The organism is Methanomethylovorans sp., assembly GCF_041305605.1.
Classification (GTDB): domain Archaea; phylum Halobacteriota; class Methanosarcinia; order Methanosarcinales; family Methanosarcinaceae; genus Methanomethylovorans.
Genome location: NZ_JBFYLB010000114.1, coordinates 1 through 5,683 on the forward strand (window position 1 = coordinate 1; position 5,683 = coordinate 5,683).

The following is a 5,683-nucleotide window of genomic DNA, read 5'->3' on the forward strand; positions in this document are numbered from 1 at the left end:
ATCAGACCAAAAGGGATGATAAGGATCAAGTAGAGAGAATTGCTCAAGTGACTATTTTTTGACGGCAGGCTGCTTTATTCTGCCTGCTATTTTTTATTTTTTGCATTTCACTTTGTAAAAACAGTACGCATGAATGGCTCTCCACGAGTGTTTAATTATTTTAGAATAGTTTATATAGTTAGTCTTCTGTAATTCAACTTATGGGCCAAAAACGACTCTTTTCCCATTTTCTGAAGTTTAATCTTACAGACCAAGGCGTAAGTCCTGTGGTAGGAACTTTGTTGATGTTGGTTATTACCCTATTGTTAATAGGTGTTACTGCTGTCTCACTTGCCGGAGTACCTAACCCGCTAAAAAAAGGGCTAACAGCTGATGTGGAAATAGAATTAATAGAAGGTGGCGTGCCTAATGAGGTCAGATACAAGGAGAATTTCATAACGCTGGCGCATGAAGGAGGTGATCCTTTACCCCTTGAAAACATACGAATCGTTATTGTTGGCCAGGGTAGCAGTTATACCGGGGTAGTGGCACATGGAGGGAAAATTGTGGATGGAGATATACGGGCAACATACTTAGACCTAGGTCCTGCAGGTAAAGAACCACATTATGTTACAAGTAACCCTTGCATAGCAGACGGTTATTGGTCTGCGGGAGAAGTTATCCTTCTCAATGGCGACGATGGCCTGGGACACAATTCAACAGTAACAGTGCAGGTGGGAAGCATCACAAATACTTCAAATAATTTCGGTTTTAAGAAGGGAACAGAAGTTACCGTGAAAATCATAGAAAATCCATCTGGCAGGTTGATTTCAGGCTGTAATGCAAATGTTATGGCCGCAAAGAAGATCTAACCCAAATTATTAGTATAGAAAGGTATAAGGTAGTGCGATGAGCGGACAGAGAGGATACTTACAATATTTTCCCAAGGAGAACTGTTATCCTAACCAGCAGGATGCTATGGAAAGGATATATTCTGCACTTCTTAGAAAAGAGGTCATACTCTTCGAGGGGGCTTGCGGTACTGGTAAGACCCTCAGTTCTCTTGCTCCGGCACTTTATGTGGGCAAACAACTGCAGAAAACGGTTATAATTGCAACTAATGTGCATCAACAGATGGTACAATTCATTAATGAGGCCAGAGAGATAAAACAGGGAAATGAGGTCAAGGTGGCAGTAGTGAAGGGTAAGGCTGCCATGTGTTCCCATGAGGTCGATTACGAGGAGTGCCGGATAAAAAGGGATAATACCTTTGAGCTGATAGAGCTGGAAAAGGAAATCGATCTGAAGAAAAAGGAGCTTAAGTCTGCCTCGGAGAATTACAAACGTTCCAGGGACCCGGCCCTTATAGCCTTAAGAGATGCCCTGTTCAATGAAATAGAAGCAGCCGAACAAAAGGTTCGTAGTGTAAGGGAAAGAGCATGCAATGACCTTTATGAAGTACTGCGCTTTGAAAGTGAGGTATTCAGGCAGTGGCTTTTTGCTGATGTGCGCGCTCCCGAGGAAATTAATGAATATGCCACAAAAAGAGGGATGTGTGGCTATGAATTGCTTAAAAGGGAATTGAAGTATGCAGATCTCATTATCTGCAATTTCCATCATGTACTGAGTGTGGAGATATTCGCAACATTGCTTACCTGGCTGGACAAGGAGCCACAGGATGTCATAGTGATCTTTGATGAGGCACACAACCTTGAATCTGCAGCACGTTCGCATTCATCTATAACCATCACCGAACATACTATTGAAAAAGCTGTTGCAGAAATAGAAGCCAATCATGATCAAATGCCTGAAAGCCGTGCATTTGAATTGTTCAAAATGTTAAATGATATCATCCGGGAGACATACAACAACAGGTTCAAGTTCGGTGAAAGGGAAAGAGTGGGTCGGCTCTGGTATGATATGCGCATCAGCGATCCTTATGAACGCAATGACATGGTAAGAGGCAGGTTCATGAGACAGGCACTGGAAATGGGTTTTAAGGATGAAGCTGCCATACAGGTTGTGCTCTCCGAGGCAAGCGAGTTCGGACAAATGCTTGATGAGGAGTATAAAGAGCAGTACAAGAAGGGCCTGAGCAAAGTACTCAAAAGGTCACATATACGCTATGCTGCAGATTTTCTATCCTCATATCTTGTCCTGTCAAACGATCATCGCTACTATCCCATCATGAATGTGCGCAGGGACCTGAACGATGAGGTATACGGACGCCTGGAACTTTTCACCTGTATTCCCAGCAATGTGACTGAGCCCCTTTTTACTTCTGTGTTCTCGGTCATTCTTATGTCTGCCACGCTGCGACCTTTTGATATGGTGAAGGCCACACTGGGTATAAAACGAGACACTTGTGAACTTGCCTACAGCACATCATTTCCTCCTGAAAGACGTCTTACTATAGCGGTAGATGTTCCTCCTTTGTTCGCAAGAAGCAGGGATGATCCTCATGCTCTGGAAGCTGTGGAGCAGGTGCTGGTAGATTCTATCGAGAATTCCAAGGGTAATGTAATCATCTTTTTCCAGAGCGCAGCTGAGACCAGGAGATACTATTCAAAACTTGGCGACAGCCTGAACGTACCCACGTTCCTGGATGAGGCTGGAGTATCTTCTCATGAAGTGAGAGAAGCTTTTTTTGAACTTGGTGAGAAAGGAGGAAAAGGTGTGCTTTTCTCATATCTCTGGGGTACATTGAGTGAGGGAGTGGATTTTAGGGATGGCAGGGGCAGAACGGTCATAATCGTGGGAGTAGGTTATCCGGCCCTCAATGACAGGATGAATGCCGTGGAGTCAGCCTATGACCATTCTTACGGGTTCGGAACCGGCTGGGACTATGCTGTGCAGATCCCTACTATCCGCAAGATACGGCAGGCCATGGGCAGGGTCGTGCGTTCTCCTGTGGATTATGGAGTAAGGATATTACTTGACGGCCGCTTCCTTACAGATTCCCGCCAAAGATATGGAAAGTTCGCTGTATTTGAGATATTCCCGCCGGATGAAAAAGAAGAGTTTGTGGACGTGCAGCCTGAGAAGGTGAAGTTCTCATTGATGAACTTCTTCCAAGACAATTCATAATGAGGAATCTCAGGGCAATTTATATCATGTATGGGCCATAAACCTCTAAAACGTAGTTATCGACTTTTATGGGAGTAAATACCATGGGACTTGAAGACCTGATGAAAGAAGTGTCCAGTGAACTTGAAAGACTTGTGAGCACCAAGACAGTGGTGGGTGATGCCGTAACAGTTGGGGATACGACCATCATTCCCGTGACCAAGGTTTCCTTTGGTTTCGGTACAGGTGGTGGAGAGGGAAAGAGCAAAGACAACGAAGAAGGTTTTGGTGGCGGTGGCGGAGCAGGCGCAAAGATAGAGCCTGTGGCTTTCATAGTCGTATCCAAAGATGAAGTTCGTTTGATGTCTATTTCCGGTAAGTCTGATATTGGCATTCTCCTGGAATCAGTTCCCGGTCTTATCGAGAAGATCAAGACCATGAAGGGGAAAAAGGACAAGGGTAAAGATAGCAACGGTACCGAGCCAGCTCACGAAAGTGAAAGCTCTGTTGAAATAGAGGTAGAAGGGCAGTAAACCGGAAAGAGGATAGAGATATATTTTACATTTATATCTCTTATTTCTGGTCCGTTGTAGTTTTCTTTGATCCGGGCGTACCATGTTCACTGCAATACAGGTTGTACAGGTAGCGGCGCTGATAATCCTACTGATGGCGTTGCTTGTATTTTTCTGTGCTATAGACCTGATAGTGGACCTGAAGAAAAAAGATCAGGATATTTCAGGAAAGATAGTCATCAAATGGCTCTTCCTGTCCTATTCCAAAGTGCTCTATCCAACTGAGCCTAAAAGTTCCGCTCCAGAGAAAGATCAAGATGCCGATAAAAAGAGAGAAATGGAAAAATCCGGCCCTGCTACTGTAAAGGATGTGGATATAGCGCCTGAAGGAAAGATCACAAATGAAGCAAAAAGTACAAAAAAGAAAAAAGAACTGAAGGCAAAGGACATTATTAAGATATTTAATGCTATAAAACCCCCTCTGTTTAGGCTTTTCAGGGGCACCATGCGCAACATCAGGTTGTATTGTGGCAGATGTGATATCTCTTTTGGACTTCCCAATCCGGCTGATACAGGGATGTTGTGTGGTTTTCTTTTTGGGGCATTTGGATCCTTGCATCATTACTGGCAGGATTTTTCTTATTTTCTGGAACCCAGGTTCGATGAAAAGGTGCTGGATATGCAATTGATGGCTGATGTAAGACTGCGTATTTACAGATTCATTCCTGTATTCCTGCGTTTTGCACTTGATCGGGGTGTGCTCAGAACGGGCTGGTTATTGGTACGCACCTATAGATGAGCACTATATAAAGTCCATATCGAGATCCAAGTGTCAAAGTTTAATAATATGCAGGATGATTAAGACCTGGATGATCAGAGTAAAGTCCCCTTCCCGAATTCACATGGGTCTTATAGATATGAATGCCGAGCTTGGAAGAGTGGACGGTGGGGTTGGAATATCAATTGACCATCCCCATGTGGTGATCTCAGCGGAGATCGCTGATGACATAGAGATCATAGGTCACTCTTTGCTCGCACAGCGCATGAAGGCAGCGGCCAGGGTCTTGCTTCCAGAGGGTCAGGGTGTGAGGGTGACCATAGAAGAAGATATGCCTCCTCATGTGGGTTGTGGTTCCGGGACCCAGGCAGCTCTTTCAGTTGCTGCTGCTGTGAACAGGCTGTATGACCTGGGTTTGAGCGTGCGGGAGCTGGCCATTGCCGTAGGTCGCGGTGGCACTTCAGGTATTGGTGTTGCATCTTTTGAGAAAGGCGGTTTCATAGTTGATGGCGGGCATAAGTTCGTGGATAAGGGTTCGTTCTCCCCATCCTCGGCAAGCAAAACACCTCCGGCACCCGTGCTTTTCAGGGAGGATTTCCCAGATTGGGAGATAGTACTGGCTTTACCGGGCGAGGACATACACATCGGAGCTCATGATTCCCAGGAAGTGGATATATTCAGGAAGGAATGTCCTATCCCATTTCACGAAGCACAGGCCGTAGCCCATATCGTGTTAATGAAAATGATGCCTGCTATTATGGAAAAGGATATTGAGAGCTTCGGGCAGGCCACCAACCGTCTTCAGACCATTGGTTTCAAGCAGAGGGAAGTACAGTTGCAGCACCAGGCCGTCAGGGATCTTATCGAGCTTTTGCAGGACAGTGGTGCTTATGGTGCAGGCATGAGCTCTTTCGGGCCTGTAGTATATGCTTTTACGGATAATCCCGAGGATGCGGCTTATCTGCAGGAGGATGCACAGGCTTTCCTGGACAGCACCATCGGGGGTAAAGTGATAATTACCAGAGCCAACAACACCGGGGCTTCTATCCGGGAGGAATGAGTTGAAGACAGTTACATGGTTCGGTACGCTGACGATTTCCGAAAGCTGTGAGGTTGAGGAATGTTGCTTGCTGGAAAAAGATCCTGAACGATTGGCTGAGCACATGCTGCTTGCTGTGGAAAACGAAGGGCTGCCCACACATGGCCTGGACCTGAGGGAACTAGCTATTGATTGTGGTTTTGTTGAACTTGACGAGGATTACGACGTGCTGCTGCGGGAAGTATGCATAATAGCGGCAAAGCATCAGATATCCATGACAGATACCGATGATAAGCGCATCATCCAGGC

Annotated in this window: 5 protein-coding genes and 1 pseudogene; all 6 read left to right on the top strand. The window is 45.5% G+C overall.

Features of this window, described 5'->3' with window-relative positions; genetic code table 11:
* Positions 1-200: 200 nt before the first annotated feature.
* Complete coding sequence (locus ACCM36_RS07130) at positions 201-851, top strand: type IV pilin (protein WP_370573062.1); 651 nt, start codon at positions 201-203, stop codon at positions 849-851.
* A 37-nt stretch (positions 852-888) separates the two neighbouring features.
* A complete protein-coding gene (locus tag ACCM36_RS07135; protein ID WP_370573063.1) occupies positions 889-3,066 on the top strand; it encodes an ATP-dependent DNA helicase in 2,178 nt (725 codons plus the stop codon).
* A gap of 68 nt (positions 3,067-3,134) precedes the next feature.
* Positions 3,135-3,578: a GerW family sporulation protein gene (locus ACCM36_RS07140; protein WP_370573064.1), complete on the top strand. Its 444-nt coding sequence runs from the start codon at positions 3,135-3,137 to the stop codon at positions 3,576-3,578.
* A gap of 82 nt (positions 3,579-3,660) precedes the next feature.
* Positions 3,661-4,356 (top strand): DUF2953 domain-containing protein, encoded by a 696-nt coding sequence (locus ACCM36_RS07145; RefSeq protein ID WP_370573065.1) that lies wholly within the window; start codon positions 3,661-3,663, stop codon positions 4,354-4,356.
* 70 nt (positions 4,357-4,426) lie between these two features.
* A complete protein-coding gene (locus ACCM36_RS07150; RefSeq protein ID WP_370573066.1) occupies positions 4,427-5,395 on the top strand; it encodes a beta-ribofuranosylaminobenzene 5'-phosphate synthase in 969 nt (322 codons plus the stop codon).
* A gap of 1 nt (position 5,396) precedes the next feature.
* Positions 5,397-5,683: pseudogene (locus ACCM36_RS07155) on the top strand (rRNA biogenesis protein); the annotation flags it as partial.